12 protein-coding genes are annotated in these 17,363 nt (G+C 69.9%); 7 read left to right on the forward strand and 5 right to left on the reverse strand.

Annotated elements, in window-relative coordinates; all coding sequences use genetic code 11:
- Positions 1-112 precede the first annotated feature (112 nt).
- From AVW09_RS11920 to AVW09_RS11930, 3 genes are all read left to right on the forward strand, one after another.
- Positions 113-1,147, forward strand: a complete 1,035-nt coding sequence (locus AVW09_RS11920) for an NAD(P)-dependent alcohol dehydrogenase (RefSeq protein ID WP_063258278.1) — start codon at positions 113-115, stop codon at positions 1,145-1,147.
- Between the two features lie 224 nt (positions 1,148-1,371).
- Positions 1,372-1,731: a PadR family transcriptional regulator gene (locus tag AVW09_RS11925; protein WP_063258294.1), complete on the forward strand. Its 360-nt coding sequence runs from the start codon at positions 1,372-1,374 to the stop codon at positions 1,729-1,731.
- Positions 1,728-2,816, forward strand: a complete 1,089-nt coding sequence (locus AVW09_RS11930; protein ID WP_063258279.1) for a hypothetical protein — start codon at positions 1,728-1,730, stop codon at positions 2,814-2,816. The genes AVW09_RS11925 and AVW09_RS11930 overlap by 4 nt, the downstream gene beginning before the upstream one ends.
- A gap of 157 nt (positions 2,817-2,973) precedes the next feature.
- Here AVW09_RS11930 and AVW09_RS11935 read toward each other — a convergent pair whose 3' ends face one another.
- Both AVW09_RS11935 and AVW09_RS11940 read right to left on the reverse strand, forming a co-directional pair.
- The gene (locus AVW09_RS11935) at positions 2,974-4,401 is read right to left on the reverse strand and encodes a CCA tRNA nucleotidyltransferase (protein WP_063258280.1); all 1,428 of its coding nucleotides are present in this window, start codon (positions 4,399-4,401) and stop codon (positions 2,974-2,976) included.
- A 141-nt stretch (positions 4,402-4,542) separates the two neighbouring features.
- A complete protein-coding gene (locus AVW09_RS11940) occupies positions 4,543-6,057 on the reverse strand; it encodes a DUF7059 domain-containing protein (RefSeq protein WP_063258281.1) in 1,515 nt (504 codons plus the stop codon).
- 100 nt (positions 6,058-6,157) lie between these two features.
- Between AVW09_RS11940 and AVW09_RS11945 the strand changes: the two genes are divergently transcribed.
- The 4 genes from AVW09_RS11945 to trxA all read left to right on the forward strand — a co-directional run bounded on the left by AVW09_RS11945 (position 6,158) and on the right by trxA (position 11,352).
- Positions 6,158-8,314, forward strand: a complete 2,157-nt coding sequence (locus AVW09_RS11945; RefSeq protein ID WP_082822948.1) for a DUF6049 family protein — start codon at positions 6,158-6,160, stop codon at positions 8,312-8,314.
- Positions 8,311-9,906, forward strand: a complete 1,596-nt coding sequence (gene murJ, locus AVW09_RS11950) for a murein biosynthesis integral membrane protein MurJ (RefSeq protein ID WP_063258282.1) — start codon at positions 8,311-8,313, stop codon at positions 9,904-9,906. Before AVW09_RS11945 ends, murJ begins: the two co-directional genes overlap by 4 nt.
- A 73-nt stretch (positions 9,907-9,979) precedes the next feature.
- Positions 9,980-10,966, forward strand: coding sequence for a thioredoxin-disulfide reductase (gene trxB, locus AVW09_RS11955; protein ID WP_197462626.1), 987 nt, complete (start codon positions 9,980-9,982; stop codon positions 10,964-10,966).
- Between the two features lie 62 nt (positions 10,967-11,028).
- On the forward strand, positions 11,029-11,352 hold the full coding sequence (gene trxA / locus AVW09_RS11960) for a thioredoxin (protein WP_026095978.1): 324 nt from the start codon (positions 11,029-11,031) through the stop codon (positions 11,350-11,352).
- A 102-nt stretch (positions 11,353-11,454) separates the two neighbouring features.
- Here the strand turns inward: trxA and AVW09_RS11965 are convergent, their stop codons facing one another.
- From AVW09_RS11965 to AVW09_RS11975, 3 genes are all read right to left on the reverse strand, one after another.
- Positions 11,455-11,802 carry a hypothetical protein gene (locus tag AVW09_RS11965; protein ID WP_063258284.1) on the reverse strand — a complete coding sequence of 116 codons (348 nt, stop codon included), beginning with the start codon at positions 11,800-11,802 and terminating at the stop codon, positions 11,455-11,457.
- An 84-nt stretch (positions 11,803-11,886) separates the two neighbouring features.
- Positions 11,887-12,858 carry a ParB/RepB/Spo0J family partition protein gene (locus AVW09_RS11970; protein WP_063258285.1) on the reverse strand — a complete coding sequence of 324 codons (972 nt, stop codon included), beginning with the start codon at positions 12,856-12,858 and terminating at the stop codon, positions 11,887-11,889.
- Complete coding sequence (locus AVW09_RS11975; RefSeq protein WP_063258286.1) at positions 12,858-13,775, reverse strand: ParA family protein; 918 nt, start codon at positions 13,773-13,775, stop codon at positions 12,858-12,860. Before AVW09_RS11975 ends, AVW09_RS11970 begins: the two co-directional genes overlap by 1 nt.
- Between the last annotated feature and the right edge of the window lie 3,588 nt (positions 13,776-17,363).

Consider the following 17,363-nt stretch of genomic DNA (forward strand, 5'->3'; position numbering starts at 1 on the left):
CACGCATTAATGAGAGCGATTCCCAACGGCGGAAAACGCCGTCGACCCCCTCGACACCCGCCGACGACGGGCGCACGGTGGAGGAACCAGCACACCGAGAGAAAGGGATGCCATGAAGGCAGTGCAGTACCGCAAGATCGGCAAAGGCCCCGAGGTCGTCGAGATCGACGACCCCCACCCCGGTCCGGGGCAGATCCGACTCAAGGTCACGGCCGCCGGCCTGTGTCACTCCGACTGGTTCGTGATGGATCTTCCGGAGGAGCAGTACACCTACGGTCTCCCCCTGACCCTCGGCCACGAGGGCGCGGGCATCGTCGACGAGCTCGGCGAAGGCGTCGAGGGCGTGCAGATCGGCGAGGCGTACGCGATCTACGGACCCTGGGGCTGCGGCCGCTGCCACGCGTGCGCGCAGGGCGCCGAGAACTACTGCCCCTACGCCGCGGAACTCGGCATCACCCCGCCCGGACTCGGCGCCCCCGGCGCGATGGCCGAGTACGTCATCGTCGACGACCCCCGCCACCTCGTGCCGCTCGGCGACCTCGACCCCGTCGAGACCGTGTCGCTCACCGACGCGGGCCTCACGCCGTACCACGCGATCGTGTCGGCGAAGGAGAAGCTGTACCCCGGCGCCACCGCCGTGGTGATCGGCGTCGGCGGACTCGGGCACGTGGGCGTGCAGATCCTCCGCGCCATCTCGCAGGCCACGGTCATCGCGGTCGATCTCGGCGAGGACAAGCTCGCCCTCGCCCGCGAGGTCGGCGCGCACCACACGGTGACCTCCGACGAGCACGCCGCCGAGCGCATCCGCGAGCTGACGAACGGCCTCGGCGCCACCGCCGTGTTCGACTTCGTCGGTGTTCAGCCCACGATCGACCTGGCCCGCCAGGTGGCGGCGCTGGACAGCTTCATCCACATCGTCGGCATCGGGGGCGGCATCCTGCCCACCGGCTTCTTCTCGACTCCCATGGGTGCGGCCGTCCGCGCGCCGTACTGGGGCACGCGCAGTGAGCTGATCGAGGTGCTCGATCTCGCGCGCAGCGGCGCCGTCGGTGTCCACGTCGAGCGCTACGGCTTCGACACGGCCGTCGAGGCCTACCAGCGTCTGCACCACGGCGAGGTGCGGGGGCGCGCGGTCGTCGTTCCGTAAGTGCGGCGTCGAGGGGGTGGCATCCGGATTCGGGATGCCACCCCCTCGGCGTTCGCACGCCGGCACCGGCGGCCGCTCCGAGCCGCGGCTCGTGGCCCCGGGGCCACCGGAGACGCCCCGGGGCCACATTCGTCGCCCCGACACGCGGATCGCGGAATCTGCACTGCGCACTACCGCGCATCGCGTGGTACTGTCCCTCACAGATGAGCGAAAGGGGGGTGCGCGTGGATACGACGCAGCTACTGAAGGGGGTGCTGGATGCCGCGGTGCTCGCGGTCGTCCAGCACGACGACGGGTACGGCTACGACATCGTGCGGCGCCTGCGCGATGCAGGGCTCGGAGAGGTGGGGGATGCCTCGGTCTACGGCACCCTCCGTCGGCTTTACTCCGCGGGGGCGCTGTCCAGTTACGTGGTGCCGTCGGACGGCGGCCCGCACCGCAAGTACTACGCGATCAACCCGCAGGGACGCGAACTGCTCGACGCGCAGCGCGCCAGCTGGGCCCACTTCTCGTCGGCCATGACGAGCCTCCTCGACGACACGAACACCCCGAAGAAGCTGCGCACGATCGGAGACGCCCGATGATCACGACCTCCGTCCACGACGACATCCACACGTTCGCCGCCGCGGTGCGTGCGCACCTCGACGACCTTCCCGCCGACGAGGTCGACGACTTGCTCGACGGCCTCGAGGCCGACCTCTCCGACCAGGCCGCCGAAGCCGGCGACGACTTCACGCTCCCGGATGCCACGACCTACGCCGCCGAACTGCGCGCCGCCGCGGGTCTTCCGGAGCGCACCGACACCGGCACGGTGAAGCGGCAACCGCTCTCCGAGCGCCTCGCGCGGATGCGGGGGGCGACCAGCGCACAGATCCGACGCAACCCCGCGGCCGCGTGGACCCTCGACCTGCTGGCATCCTTCGCTCCGATCTGGTGGATCCTGCGCGCGGTGGTGCTGTACCTCTTCATCGCGCCGTTCTTCTGGTCGGGCTACGGCTGGCGGTCCGGCTCGTTCTCCTACCTGATCGGCGCGACGCAGCTCCCGGGGATCGTGCTCATGACGGTATTGCTGCTCGTGAGCGTGCAGTGGGGACGCGGCCACTGGGCACCGAACCGCATCCTGCGGGGCATCCGTACGGCAGTAACGGTCGTGGCCCTGCTCCTCACTCCCTTCACGTTGATCGCTCTCACTTCGAGTCTGCAGTCGATGCTCTGGGACTCCTCCGTCGGCGCCTCGGCGGCGGCGAACTTCACGCCCGGCCTCTCTGTCGACGGCCAGCGGGTGCGGAACATCTTCGCGTTCGACGCCGACGGCAACGCCATCCCGACGGTGCAGCTCTTCGACCAGGACGGCAACCCCCTCACGACCGTCGGACGCGACCACGGTTCGGATCCGTTCGACGCCTACTTCTACGGCGGGGGAGGGCCGGTGCCGGTGGCCTTCACCGCACCCGGTGCGGCCGACGCGTGGAACATCTATCCGCTGCGCGAAATCCCGTCGGAGATGCTGACGTGGAACGCCACGGATGACCTCGCGAACGCGAAGCCGACGAACTTCCCCTTCCTGCGCGTGCAGCCCGTGCCGACGGGGGTCGCCCCGACGCCGTCCACCGGCACCGACGCCGCGCCCGCGACCCCCACGCCCACCCCGACAACGCCGACGCCATGAGCGACGAGCCGCGGATCGTGAGCATCGACCTCACCCACCTCGTCCTCGCGGCGCTCGCGGAGGAGCGCGACGAGGAGGACTGAGCTCCACACGGTTTCGGGGCGTGATTCGGCGAATTGGGGCGCACGAATCACGCCCCGATCGTCGTCTCGGCGGCTCAGCCCCGCGCGGCCCACCAGTCGCGCAGGCGCTTCTCGGCCTCGTCCTCGCCGAGCACCCCCTCGTCGAGGCGCAGGTCGAGCAGGAAACGGTACGCCTCGCCGACCTCGCGGCCGGGCTTCAGCCCCAGCACCTCCTGGATACGGTTGCCGTCGAGCTCGGGACGGATGGAGTCGATCTCCTCCTGCTCGCGCAACGCGACGATCCGGGCCTCGATGTCGTCGTAGGCGGATGCCAGGCGCTGGGCCTTCCGCTTGTTGCGCGTGGTCACGTCCGCCCGCGTGAGGATGTGCAGACGCTCCAGTTCGTCGCCCGCGTCGCGGACATAGCGGCGGACCGCGGCATCCGTCCAGGCGCCCTCGGCGTAGCCGAAGAACCGCAGGTGCAGCTCGACGAGACGCGACACCACGGTCGTGGTCGCCGCGTCGAAGCGCAGGGCCTGGAGCCGCTTACGCGCCATCCGCGCACCCTTGACGTCGTGGTGATGGAAGGTCACCCCGCCGCCGGGCTCGAGGCGGCGGGTCGCGGGCTTGCCGATGTCGTGCAGCAGCGCGGCCAGGCGCAGCGGCACGTCGGGCGCGGATCCGGGATGCCGCTGGTGCTCGAGCTCGATCGCCTGGCGCAGCACCGTCAGCGAGTGCTCGTAGACGTCCTTGTGGTGGTGGTGTTCGTCGACCTCGAGCCGCAGCGCCGGGATCTCGGGCAGGAACTCCTCCATGAGGCCCGTCTCGACCAGGACCCGGATGCCACGCCCCGGGTCATCGGTCTGGAGCAGCCGAACGAGCTCGGCCTGCACGCGCTCGGGACTCACGATCTCGAGCGTGCCGCGGAGTTCGGCGATGGCATCCAGGGTCTCGGGGTCGACCGTGAACTCGAGCTGCGACGCGAACCGGGCCGCGCGGAGCATGCGCAGCGGGTCGTCTCCGAAGCTCACCGCGGGATCGATGGGCGTGCGGAGTCGCTGCGCGAGGAGATCCTCCACGCCGCCGGTCGGGTCGACGAGCGTGCGCGCGTGGACCCGCAGCGCCATGGCATTCACCGTGAAGTCGCGGCGCGTGAGGTCGGCCTCGAGCGTGTCGCCGAACTCGACGGTCGGTTTGCGGGTCACGCCGTCGTAGCTGTCGGCGCGGTAGGTCGTGATCTCGACCTGCTCGCCCTGGACCTTGGCGCCGATCGTGCCGAAAGCACGGCCGACGTCCCACTGCACCGACGACACGGGCTTCACCAGCGCGAGGATCTCGTCGGGGCGCGCGTCGGTCGTGAAGTCGAAATCGTGGGTCGTGCGACCCAGCAACGCATCGCGCACGGGACCGCCGACGATCGCGAGATCGCGCCCCGCGTCGGCGAAGACGCGCGCCAGCGTCGCGACCACGGGATGCTCGGCGAGCTCGCCGAGGCGCGCGACACCGTCGGCCATGTTCAGCATGCTTCGAGCCTAGCCGGGGCCACCGACGCGCCGGGGTCGGGGTGGGCGCGCCGGCACCGTCTCCCGTTCAGTGTCCACAACACGCGGACCGCGCGCCGACTCATCCGCGTGTCCTGGCCACTGAACCCGCCGCGGCACCCCTCACGCATCCGCGAACGTGAGGAACCCCGTCACGATGAGCTCGCGCACGCGCGGGAGGACGTCGGCGCGGAGCTCCTCGGCATCCACGTCCAGGAGTTGAGCGATCGCGTCGATCAGCGCGCCGACGGGCAGGTCGCCGTCCGACGCGCCCACGAGGGCGGCGACCGCGGAGTCGACCTCGATCGTGCGGGCGAAACCACCGCCCTGCCGCAGCTCGATCACCGACGGCGACTCCTCGCCGGGCCGGTGGTGCCGGGCCTCGGTCACGTCCGGCGCGACCCCCAGGACCGCGGATGCCAGCCCCTCGTCGTCCAGGAGAGCGGCGCGGTCGTGGTTCTCGAGGCACGCCGCGAGGTGCGGGCCGAATCCGGATTCGCCGCCGCCCGCCACACGCTCGTAGCGCGCGAGCGTCGGCGCCCCCGCGAGCGGACGCCGCAGCAGCACGTACCCGAAGCCGACGCCGGTCACGCCGCGGCGGGCGAAGTCGTCGAGCCACGCGTCGATGAGCCGGGCGTACGCGGGGGTGCCGGGCACGGTCCCGCCGTCGCGCACCCACAGCTCGGCGTAGGCGAGCGGATCGAGCACCTCCCGCTCGACGACCCAGGCGTCGAGCGACGGATCCACCCACCCGCGCACCCGGTCGAGGCCCGACTCGCCGTCGCGATACTCCCAGTTGCCCAGGGACTGCGCGACGCCGCCCGGTTCGAGGTGCGCGCCGACTCCGGCGATCACGGATGCCACCAGCGCATCGCCCTCGAGCCCGCCGTCGCGGTATTCGTACGCTGGAACCCCGGCGACGCGCGGCGTGATCACGAACGGGGGATTGGATGCCACCCGGTCGAACGTCTCGCCGGCCACCGGCGCGAACAGCGAGCCGAGCCGCGTCTCGATCCCGTCGACGCCGTTCAGCAGCGCATTGAGCCGCGTGAAGCGCAGCGCGCGCTCCGAAATATCGGTCGCGACGACGCGCGAGACGAGCCGCCGGAGACGCAGGGCCTGGATGCCGCACCCCGTGCCGAGATCGAGCGCCGTCCCGCCGCGCCACGTGAGCTGCAGCTTCGCGAGGGTCTGCGAGGCGCCGCCGACACCGAGCACATGGTCCTCGGGGAGCGGACCGCCGAGCGCCGCCTCGTCGAGGTCGCTCGCGATCCACCACTCGACCTCGCCGTCGGCGTCGGCGAACGGCTGCGGCCGGAGGAGAACCGCAGGCGCCACCCGGTCGCCCGTGACCGTGACGAGACCCAAGCGCTCGGCGCCGTCGAGCCCGAGTCGCGGCAGGGCCGCCGCCGCGTCCTCGCGCGCCACCGCGGCGCCGAGGACCCACAGCCGCCCGAGCACCGCGAGAGCATCGCGGCGGTCGCCGAGCGCACGCTCCGCCGGACGCCGCACACCGCGCGGGACGGCATCGTCGGCCTGGACGCCCCAGGCATCGCGCAGCGCCGCACCCGAGAACCCCGCGGAACGGAGGTCGTCGGCGAGCGCGCGGCACAGGATCGGGTCGGGTTCGGGGAGCACCCCTCCATTCAACCGTTCGCGCGAGGCTATCGGGGGGCTCCGAGGTGTGCGGGCCTAGACTCCTAGCGGTGCGAGGCCGCCTGGCCCGACCGATGCTCGTATGACCGTGACCTCACTGCCCTCGGGCTCACCCGTGCCGCGGCGCCCCCTCACGCGCCGGTTGCTGGCGACCCTCGCCGCGGCCGCTCTCGCGATCGGTCTCGCCGCTCCGGCCGCCGCGGTCGCGGAAACACCCGCCCCGAGCCCCTCCGCCAGCGCGACGCCGCCGACGCTCGCCGCAGCCCCGGCTGCCAATGGCATCCTGCGTCCGGGCGAGACGTTCGCCGTGCTCACGACGCTCACGAACCCCGGCACATCGTCGATTCCCTCCGCCTCCGCCACCCTGTCGATCGGTTCGACGCCCCTCGCCGACGACGCCGCTCTCACGCGGTGGCTGAGCGGTGACGCATCCGGCGTGACGCTCCAGCAGATCGCGATCGGGACCCTGGATGCCACAGCCCCCTCGGCACAGACGTCGGTGTCGTTCACGGTGCCGGGCACCGATCCCGCCCTCGCCGGCCGCGCCCCCGGGGTGTACCCGGTGCTGGCGCAGACCGCCGGGGGAGCTTCGCTCAAGGCCCCGACGGTCGTCGTGATCCCCGCCGACGGAGCCCTCACCCCGCTCGCGGTCGTCGTCCCCATCACCGCGGCCCCGCGGACGAAGGGTCTGCTGACCGCAAGCGAGCTGGCCGACCTCACGGCGGTCGACGGGCCCCTGTCCGCCCAATTGGATGCCGTCGACGGCTCCGCCGCGACGCTCGCGGTCGACCCGGCGATCCCCGCCGCGATCCGCGCCTTGGGGTCCTCGGCGCCTCCGACGGCGGTCGCGTGGCTGCAGCGCCTGCTCGCCCTGCCGAACGACCGGTTCGCTCTGCAGTTCGGTGACGCCGACCTGTCGGCGCAGATCCGCGCGGGCCTGACCACCCCGCTGGCCCCGACCTCCCTGCAGACCTACCTGTCGGCCGCCAATTTCACGACCCCCGCGCCGGCCGCCCTGTCCACGCCCAGCCCCAGCCCGACCGCCGCCCCCGGCCAACCGTCCTTCCCCGCCCTGGCGACCCTGCTCGACATCGGACCCGCAGACCAGAACGTCTTCTGGCCCGCCACCGATTCGGTCGACGGTTCCGTCGTGGCAGCGCTCGGCGCGACGGGCACCCCGGACGCCCCCGCCCGCGTGCTCGTGGCATCCAGCAATCTCTCCGCTCGGCCCTCGACCGCGAGCTCCGCCGTCGACGGGGTCTCGACGCCCGTGTACGACGCCGAGGTCTCGAGCGCCCTCACCGCCGCGGCCGGTGAGAACGACACGGCCCGTCGCGGCGCGTCCCTCGCCGCCGCCTCGGGTCACCTCGCTTTCGCCCGGACCGGAACATCCGACCGTCCCGTGCTCGCCGTGCTCGACCGTGGCACGGATCGCTCGCGCGTCAGCCTCCGCGCGGTCCTGGGCGCTGTGGCATCCGCTCCCGGATACATCCCCTCGACGCTCGCAGCGGTGGCCAACACCCCCGCCACCGCGGTCACCCTGGGCGACCCGAGCGCGGATGCCTCGCGCGCCGCCGACGTGACCGACCTGACCTCGGACGAGGACGAGATCGACCGCTTCGCGACGATCCTCGCTCAGCCCGAATTGCTGACGGGACGCGAGCGCGCCGAAGTGCTGCAGGTGCTCAACGTCGCCTGGACGGGGGATGCCGCCCGCACGGCCGTCGCCGACCACCGCGCCGCGACGCAGAAGACGCTCGACTCCGTCGGCATCCTTTCGTCCGACTTCCGCCTGGTGAGCTCGAGCGCGCCGCTACGCCCGTGGGTGCGGAACGATCTGCCCTGGCCGATCAGCGTGGTCCTGCGGGCACAGACGAACGACGTGCGGCTCCGCGTGCAGGCGAACACCTCCGTGGAGGCCCAGGCGTCGGCCAACACGCGTCTCGAGGTCCCGGTCCAGGCGCGTGTCGCGAACGGCGAGGTCGTCGTCGCGATGCAGCTCTTCAGCCCCACGGGCGAGCCGATCGGTGCGCGCCAGAGCGTGCAGGTCGAGGTGCGCGCCGAGTGGGAGAGCATCGGGCTCATCGCGATCATCGTGCTCGTCGTGGTGTTCCTGGGCGTCGGAGTGCTGCGGACGATCGCGCGCCGCCGACGCACCCGGGCGGCCACCGCCTCGTCAGCGGCCATCGCCGATTCCCCGACCCCCGACCCGCACGACGATCAGGAGAACCCCGCGTGAGCAGTATCGGCCGGGCCAGCGTGCTCATCGGCGCGGGGACGATCGTCTCCCGCGTGAGCGGTCTCGTCCGCACGATCGTGCTGGTCGCCGCGATCGGATCCTTGGCCACGGGCGACGCGTTCGCCGTCGCCAACCAACTGCCCAACAACATCTACGCGATCATCTCCACGGGTCTGCTCACCGCGGTCGTGGTCCCGCAGATCGTGAAGGCCGCCGCGCACGCGGACGGCGGTCAAGCGTTCATCTCGAAGCTCTTCACGCTCGGCACCGTCGGGCTCCTCGGCGCGACGGCCCTGGCGATCATCTGCGCACCCCTTCTGGTCCAGGTCTACGCGAGCAAGTTCACGCCCGATCAGCTCGCCCTTTCTACGGCATTCGCGTACTGGTGCCTGCCGCAGATCTTCTTCTACGGTCTCTACGCGCTCCTCGGCGAGATCCTCAACGCCCGCCGCGTCTTCGGTCCGTACACGTGGGCGCCGATCGTCAACAACGTCGTCTCGATCCTCGGCTTCGGCGCCTTCATCCTGGTCTTCGGGGGTCCTCAGACCCGAGTGGATGCCTGGACCCCGGGGATGATCGCGATCCTCGCCGGGACGGCGACCCTGGGCATCGTCGTCCAGACCGTCGTGCTCCTGTTCTTCTGGCGCCGCGCGGGCCTCGCCCTGCGCCCCGACTTCCAGTGGAAGGGCGTGGGCCTGCGCCACATCGGGCGCCTCGCCGGGTGGACGTTCCTCATGGTCGTCGCGGGGCAGTTGGCCGGCATCGTGCAGTCGAACGTCCTCTCCGGCGCCTCGGGGGAGGATCCGGCGATCTTCGCGTCGCAGAACGCGTGGCTGCTGTTCATGCTGCCGTACTCCATCATCGTGCTGTCGATCGGAACGCCGTACTTCACGCAGCTCAGCGAGCACGCGGCCGCCGGACGCCACGACGAGGTCAAGGCCGACATCTCACGCAGCATCCGCACCCTCGGTTTCTTCATCGTCGCCGCCACCGCGGCCCTGGCCGTGGCCGCGGTCCCCGCGACCCGGATCTTCACCAACGGTCCGGTGCAGGCCGTCGCCGCAGCCCCCGTGCTGCTCTGCTTCCTCCTGTGCCTGGTGCCCCTGGCCGTGCTGTTCGTCGTGCAGCGCACGTTCTACGCGTACAACGACACCCGGACGCCGTTCTTCTTCACGCTCCTGCAGTGCGTCCTGGTCGCCGGGGGAGCGGTCCTCGCGGGCGAGGTCCTCCCGCGGGAGGACCTCGCCGCCGGGGTCGCGCTGACGCAGTCGATCGCGAGCATCGTGCAGGTGCTCGTCGCCACCGTTCTGCTGCACCGACGCTTGTCCGGGATCGACACGGCCGCGTGGCTCCTCGCGCTCGGGAAGTTCGCCCTCGCCGCGCTGCCCGCCGCCGCCGCCGGTTTCGGCGTCCTGCTGCTCCTCGGCGGCTTCGACGGGTGGACGACGAGCAGTTCCGTGGCGGGCGCCGCCGGAGCCGCGATCGTGGGGCTCGTCGTGCTCGCCGTGTACATCGGCATCCTGGCGGTCTTCCGAGCCCCCGAACTCGCGCCGGCGCTCGCTCTCGGCCGGCGCTTCCTGCCCCGGCGCTAGCCCCCGGCCCGCGGAATATTGCGGGGCTACCATGGGTTTCATCCGACGGAATCAACGAAGGGAACGCGCTACCGTGCGTCACGTCATCATCATCGGGTCGGGCCCGGCCGGTTACACGGCCGCGATCTATGCCGCCCGAGCCAACCTCGAACCCCTCGTCGTCGCGAGCTCCGTCGAAGCCGGTGGCGACCTCATGACCACCACGGACGTCGAGAACTTCCCGGGCTTCCCCGATGGCATCCTCGGACCCGACCTCATGGCCAAGATGCAGGCCCAGGCCGAGCGTTTCGGCGCCGAGGTCCTGTACGACGATGTCGTCTCGCTCGAACTCGACGGCCCGGTCAAGAAGGTCACGCTCGGCAGCGGCAAGGTGCACGAGGCCGCGTCGATCATCTACGCGACCGGCTCCGCTTATCGCAAGCTCGGCCTCGAGGGCGAAGAGCGTCTCTCGGGCCGTGGCGTCTCGTGGTGTGCCACGTGTGACGGCTTCTTCTTCCGCGAGCGGACCATCGCCGTCGTCGGCGGCGGCGACTCGGCCATGGAGGAAGCGAACTTCCTGACGAAGTTTGCCTCGAAGGTCTACATCGTCCACCGCAAGGACACCCTCCGCGCGTCGAAGATCATGCAGGAGCGCGCCTTCGCGAACCCCAAGATCGAGTTCGTGTGGAACAGCGAGGTCGCGGAGATCCTCGGTGAGGACGCCGTCAACGGCATCCGCCTCCGCTCCACGGTCGACGGCACCGAGCGCGACCTCCCCATCGACGGTCTGTTCGTCGCGATCGGCAACGACCCGCGCACGCACCTCGTGCACGACAAGCTGCAGCTCACCGCCGAGGGCACGATCTGGGTCGACGGTCGCTCGTCGCGCACGTCGGTCGAGGGTGTCTTCGCCGCCGGTGACGTCATCGACCCGACGTACCGTCAGGCCGTCACGGCAGCCGGCAGCGGCACCGTGGCCGCGCTCGACGTGGAGCACTTCCTCGCCGCGCGCGGTGAGGCGGGCGAGCCCGCCGTCGCCGAGAGCCCCATCGACGGGCTCCCCGACCCCGCTGTCGTCTGAGGAATAAACCCGCGCTCACCGGGGTTTCCACCGGTAACGCTTCCATCTAAGGAGAAATGCACATGACCGCCAAGGTGACGACCAGCGCGACCTTCGAGCAGGACGTCCTGCAGGCCGAGGGCCCCGTTCTCGTGGACTTCTGGGCCGAGTGGTGCGGACCGTGTCGTATGGTCAGCCCCGTTCTCGACGAGATCCAGTCCGAGAACGCCGACAAGATCACCATCGTGAAGCTCAACGTCGATGAGAACCCCGACCTCGCGATGAAGTACCAGATCACCTCCATCCCCGCGATGAAGGTCTTCGAGGGTGGCGAGGTCAAGACGACCATCATCGGCGCCAAGCCGAAGTTCGCCCTCGAGAAGGACCTCCAGGCCTACCTCGGCTGAGCCCGCTCGCAGCGAAAGCCCCCGGCATCCTCGTGATGTCGGGGGCTTTTTCGTCGATGGATGCCGCGAACCACCGCGCGCGAAGCGCGGGTCAGGGGCGGCTCAGGAGACGTCGAGACGCGCCGAGGCGTCCCAACGCCGGTGCGGCTCGTCTTCGCCCAGGATGCGCCACACAGCGCGCGTGAGCGGGGGATACTCCAGCGCGATCTGCCGCAGCACGCGGTAGTTGCGTGAGCGGTTCGGACGCAGGCCGCCGTTCTCTGCGATGTTCTCGGCCCGGAGGGTCAGGACGACGAGTTCATCGACGCTGGGGAGGTCTTCCATGAACTCCCACGGGTCCTCGCCGCCCCGCAGTCGCTCGTGGATGAGGACCGCGAGTTCGTCCGAGGCCTCGGCGCGCAGCAGCTCGAGGCTGGCGCGGCGGCGAGGGCTCTGGTCTTTCGCGGTCACCCATCCAGCCTACGTCGGCACCCCGACACGGGAGCCGCCGAGAGGCGGATCCCAGCGTATGCCGAGGAAGGAATGCCCCGACGTTCAGCCGGTGTAACCCTCTTCACCCAGGACAGAGAGGATGCGATTCAGGTCCTGGATCGTCGCAAAATCTATGCTGATCTGGCCTTTTCTCGCCGTGAGGGAGACGCGGACCTTGGTGTCGAACTTGTCGCCGAGTCGATCGGCGATGCTGTCGAGGCCTGACCGGCGGCCACCGGCCTTCGGCTTCTGCCGGACGGGTGCCACCCCGGGCATCTTCGCGGCCGCCTCGGCGGCGCGCACGGACAGGTCTTCGTTGACGATCTTGTCGGCGAGCTTCTGCATTTCTCGAGGGTCTTCGAGCGACAGGATCGCGCGCGCGTGGCCCGCGCTCAGGACACCGGCCGCTACGCGCTGCTGCACCGGCACGGGGAGCTTCAGCAGACGGATCGTGTTGCTGATCTGGGGCCGCGACCGGCCGATCCGGGTCGCGAGCTCTTCCTGCGTGATGCCGAAGTCCTCGAGGAGCTGCTGGTAGGCCGACGCCTCTTCGAGGGGGTTGAGCTGCGAGCGGTGCAGGTTCTCGAGGAGGGCGTCGCGGAGGAGATACTCGTCCTCCGTCTCGCGGACCACGGCCGGGATCGAGGTCAGCCCCGCCTCGCGCGATGCGCGCGTGCGACGCTCACCCATGATGAGCTCGTACGTGCCGTCACCCTTGTCGCGGACGACGACCGGCTGGAGGACGCCGAACTCGCGGACCGAGTGGACCAGCTCGGCGAGGTCCTCCGGGTCGAAGTGGGTGCGGGGCTGCCGCGGGTTCGGCACGATCGACTGGGGATCGACGTGCACGAGACGCGCACCGGGGACGCTGACGAGCTCAGCCTCGGCTGCGTCGTCTTTCGCCCCTGCCGCGGGCGCCGGCTCCGTTGCTGTGCTTGCGCCGGGGAAGAAGACGTCGACGGGGCGCGCCTCTGACGATTCCGCCGTGGGGATGAGGGCACCGATGCCGCGGCCCAGTCCGGTTCTCTTGGCCATCAGTCTTCCTTCGTGGTGGTGTCGCGTGCGACGATCTCGACCGCTGCCTCGCGATAGGCGATCGCGCCCGCTGATTGGCCATCGTAAGCGATGACCGTCTGACCGAAACTCGGCGCCTCTGAGACACGCACCGAGCGGGGAATCACTGTGTTGAGCACCTCATCGGAGAAGTGCTCGCGGACCTCGTCGGCAACCTGCTGCGCCAGACGGGTCCGACCGTCGTACATCGTCAGCAGGATCGTCGAGACATGCAGACCGGGATTCAGGTGTTTCTGGATCATCTGCACGCTGCCGAGGAGCTGGCTCAGACCCTCGAGCGCGTAGTACTCGCACTGGATCGGGATGAGGACTTCATCCGCTGCCGTGAAGGCGTTGATCGTCAGGAGTCCCAGCGACGGCGGGCAGTCGATGATGACGAAGTCGAGGTGGTTGTCGGCGTTCGCGAGGTAGTCGCGGAGCGCCCCGCGAAGGCGATGCTCTCGCGCGACCTGTGACACGAGTTCAATCTCGGCACCGGCGAGGTGGATGGTGCTCGGCGCACAGAGGAGGTTCGGCGATTCCGGGCTGGTCTGAATGATGTCGGCCAGGGGGAACTCATCGATCAGGACGTCGTAGATGCTCGCGGTGTCCGCGTTATGGGGGACACCCAGAGCGGTGGACGCGTTACCCTGCGGGTCGAGATCGATGACGAGAACTTTGGCGCCGAGCGTGGCGAGGGCGGCAGAGATGTTCACTGCCGTCGTCGTCTTACCGACGCCACCCTTCTGGTTCGACACAGTGAACACGCGGGTGCGTCCCGACAACTTCACCTCGACAGCCTCCAGTGCTCGGCGTCGAGCCGAAAGATCCGCGAGCTCACGTGCAATGGGGGAGTCCTCGAAGGAAATCGAGCCAGACGACTCGCCGGATTGTTTCACGTGAAACGCGCTCCTTCATCTCCGGGGACAACGTTCTCAGTCTACGTGGGGTGGCGGTGGTCGCGTAGGGACCGGGACGCATCCGATGCGTGGTTTTGCGCTCTGTTGCATCGGCAGGTTCGGCCTCCGGTCCCGGTGCTCGGGCGACGGGGACTGGCGACTAGCCCCGGAGTGTGCATCAGCCGCGCGGCACCACACTTCCGTGCGGTGTCGCGGCGGGCCAGGTGTGTCAGCATCATCGGCGCGGGACCGCGCCTGCGCCTCCGGGCATAGCCGCACTCGCGGCCGGCAGTAGCAGGCAGGAGTCCGCGCCGTTCTTGTCGCTGCAGCGCAGTCCCCTGTCCGTGGTATTTCGGGCTCACACACGTGGGTGGCGGGATGTTTCACGTCGAGCGGGCCGCGCCTCAGGTATCGCTGCCACCCGCGCGGGGAGCGCCTGGCCATGGATGCTGCCGGTGTCGGTTCCATGATGCGGGCCGTGTGGTGAGGAGGAGGTACCCCCGTACCGGTGCCCATTTGCGGCCCCCCATTCCCGTCGACGGTGCGCGAGGCCCGGGGTGGTTCCCGTCGGTGTCCGCGTGCACCGCCACCACCGGGCGGTGTGCCGCGATCTCGCAAGACACCACGGACGATGTTTCACGTGAAACAGCTCTCGTGTCAGCGAGAGCTCGAGCCGCAGCACGCGCGAGAGGCTTCAGAGGATGCTGACGCCTTTCCGCCTGGCCCGTTGGGCGGAAGACGCGCTGGAATGATGGGTGGCCGCGATCAGCACGTCGGGAGACGATGGCGCTGTTTGGAGCGTCGCCCGACGACGGGTTGGCGGATGTTCGGCACCACACGCCACGGTCACGCCACACCTCGCCACGGGTGTTTCACGTGAAACGCCACGGTACGGAGGAAGGCAGCTGCCGTTGCGATCTTGGGGTGACGTCGGACGACGTTGCTGCGCGTGAGGAGCCGGACACTGCGGCGTTACTCGAGGGTCGGCGGGGCGAAGACCGCGGCTTCGTCGCCTGGCTTCAGCCGCCCGCCAAGGGGCGAGCTTCTCCGTAACGACGGCCACCGGCCACATCTGTCTGCAGCACCCCAGTCCTCACGCGAAGCGGGCAACGCACCAGGCGCCAACGCATACGCCATCTGCCTGCCTCAGCTTGTGTGCTCTCACGCTCCGTGCGCCCGTCGTAGATCTAAGGTTCCTCGTCAGCCGGGGAGGCAGACGATACGAGCGCTCGCCGAACCTGCCCGATGATCACGAGGTTCCCCGCATGGGAGGTAGTGGCGCACCACCGACGCCTGCACCAGACGATGTTTCACGTGAAACGGTCGTCGCGGGTGAACCGACTCGTGCGCCGTGCGGCCGTCGTCCGGCGGGGGATCTGGAATCGGGGGTCGTGCACGCCGGGCTTCAGAGTCCGCGGTGCTCAGGCCCGTCGGGCACGCGGGCGCCCGACAGACTGACCGCTCCGATGACACTGCCCGCGTCGCGCCACAGCCTCCCGAGCGACATCCCTCTGTCAACGAATGCGACTACCTCTCCCTCCAAACATGAAGGCGGCGTACCCGGCGACAGCTTCGTGCCGGGTCGGCGCAGTCACTGGTGGTGAATCCCAACGCGCGCACCAGAATGCCTCCCCAACGCGCGACACGCGCGCAGCGCCGACCGACGAGGCGCGCTGCGCGCTGCGGACACTGTGCACCGATGGTGACGCAGCGTGGCCCGGAGGGGTGGGGAGACGAACCACGTGCGGCGCACAGGGCGCACTGGCCCCCCGCCTGGCGGCCAGCCCGACGTCACGCACGAGTCGAGAGCGACCCCGCAACTACGTCAGCGCCGGTCTGCGCGGCAGGTCGGATTACTCCGGAGCACGATGATCGACGAGCACCCCCATTCGACCTACGTACGGCAGAAGGATCACTCCCGCACTGCGGCGGAGAGCGATCTCTTCGGGACTGCGCGGGACGCGCTCGACGCACCACATGCCCGTGAACAGCAAATCGGGCGTGAATGTTTCACGTGAAACGGTCGGTGGGTCAGCGCCGAGGTGTTGCGCTGGCACACCCTCTTGCAGGATGAGGTGGCGACTGGCCACGAGCCCGGAATTGAGCGGTCGCATCGACAGGACAGGCCTCGACAAGAGTGGGCGTCGCCCAGCCCTTCAGCTGCGCACCTCTCACCGCTCGCCCATGGTGGGGCCTGCCCCATACAAATCTGTTGCCGACTAGGTAGCCGCGTGGAGTTGACCACCGCATGCCACATGACAGGGGGACCGCTCGGGATCCCTGCGCATCCGCGTCCACGCACAGCGGTTGCGGCCCGCTCCTTGAGGCCTTGCGTGGTCCGGCGGAGAAGCCACAGCCGGTGGTCGCCGTCGCAGCCCCCAGGTCCGCCGGAATGCTGCACGGCGGGACATGTCGGCACGCCGACCCAGGAAGAGGCGCGCTCACGAACGCCGTTCACGAGAGCGACGCGTCCGCGCGGTTCTCGCGCCGGGCGCCGCACCGCCAGACGCCGACTTCGCTGATCCCATCGATCGGGACGCGCGCGTCGCGATTGGAACTCCGCGACGTGTCCTAAAGAAGGGTGGTAGGGCACCCTTCGGCCGTTCCGAACCGTGCTTCACGTGGAACGGTGCCGATGTTGACGGGTGTGCGGCTCGGGAGCCTGCCCCGAACTCACCTGCAGCCGCCAGTCCTCAAACGCCGACGCGACGCTCACCACCGTCTGCTATCCGAAGGAGACGCCGGTACTCAGGGCCGTCCACCATCGGAATTGTCCGACGTACGCGCGACCGTATCCACACGCGGTGGCCGTTCTGGGCCTACTCCTGCGAACATAGGTCAGCATGCCCGCACAGGTGCACGCGACGTCGGACTCCCATATCCGGATCGGGCTGTGTCCACCCTCGCTCGGCCACCCGTCCCTCGTCCTTCTGACCGGTCTGCCTTCCGATCCCCGTGGGCGACTCCTCGAATCGGCCGAGCTTCACGATCAACCGGACGCCGCGACCCACTCACCACGGCACTGGTGGCGTCAGCGTCCCCATCCCCGGTGAACGGGACGCGGCCGTTGGCGGGGCTGGGGGAGTGGCGCACATGCTGCGCCCTCCTCTTCCGCCCACAGCGTGCCCCTCGGGTCACAGCGGAGTACGCGCGGCCGTGAGGCTGCAGCCAGCCGACGTCAGACCGAAGCGCGGTACGACGAGATGTCCCGTCCCCATCCACCAAGGCGTGAGCGGGCTCATTGGCCGGTTCGGCTCGCGATGCACACCGAACCTGAGTGTCGTCGTCGTCGTCTCGCGAATCCCGACCGCATCACCTCCTGGCGCGGTCCTGTTGTTCCACGTGAAACATGGCCTGCTCGACCAGCTAACGCACCGCTCCTGGCGAACCGCTGGCCGCCGACGACCCGCGAATCACGTCCAGCGGTGGGGCCGCGGAATCCAGCCACTCGAGCCAGCCGAGGGGCGCCCGCGGCCTCCACCGTCGCACCTCAGACAGCGGGACCTTCCCTTGAGATGCGAACACCGCACACAGCGCATCAGGACACCAGGCTCCCAGCAACATGCGGAGCCCAGCCGCACCCCAAGC

Origin of the sequence: Microbacterium sp. T32 (genome assembly GCF_001619615.1) — a bacterium.
GTDB lineage: Bacteria > Actinomycetota > Actinomycetes > Actinomycetales > Microbacteriaceae > Microbacterium.